Source organism: Leucobacter faecis (assembly GCF_054456635.2).
Map to the genome: position 1 here is coordinate 1 of NZ_JBTJEP020000046.1, position 580 is coordinate 580.

Sequence of the window (580 nt, forward strand, 5' to 3'; positions counted from 1 at the left end):
CGGTTCAGTGACGCCCTGGCGACTGGCGATACCGCCGCGGCGACGGGGTATGTGCGTGGCGCTGCCTACTACGGAGGGAACGCATAATGACGATCATCGATACCGACACCAAGCACAAGCTCCGCGAAATGGGAGCCACCGCGCTCGTTGACGCGTTGACCGGGCAAGACGACACCCTCACCCTCGGGATGCCGTTTAGTGAGCGCATTAAGCTCGCCGTAGATGACGCCCATGCATCGTTCTCGCAATCCAAAATCGAAGGGCTCATCCGGCGGGCTGGCCTGCGCTACCCGGACGCTGAGCTCAGACGGCTTGATTTGCTTGAGGAGCGTGGCCTCGACCGGGGCGTCATCGCGCAGCTAGGCACGTGCACGTTCGCCAGCCGGGCCGAGAACGTCGTGTTCCAAGGGTTCACCGGGTCAGGGAAAACCTATTTGGGGTCAGCGCTCACTCGGGCGGCCTGCCAACACCAGTATCGGGCGCTCTACATCCGGATGCCTGACCTTGAAGAGGCGTGGCATGCGGCAGAGGACAAACCTGGCGGGAAGGAGAAGTTCTTGCGTAAGTATGCGGCCTACCA

General features: G+C 62.2%; 1 protein-coding gene. It reads left to right on the forward strand.

The genetic code is table 11. The features are described 5' to 3' along the window. Window positions 1-86 precede the first annotated feature (86 nt). A partial coding sequence (locus tag ACXR2T_RS15785) for an ATP-binding protein (RefSeq protein WP_489945564.1) occupies window positions 87-580 on the forward strand: 494 nt, incomplete at its 3' end.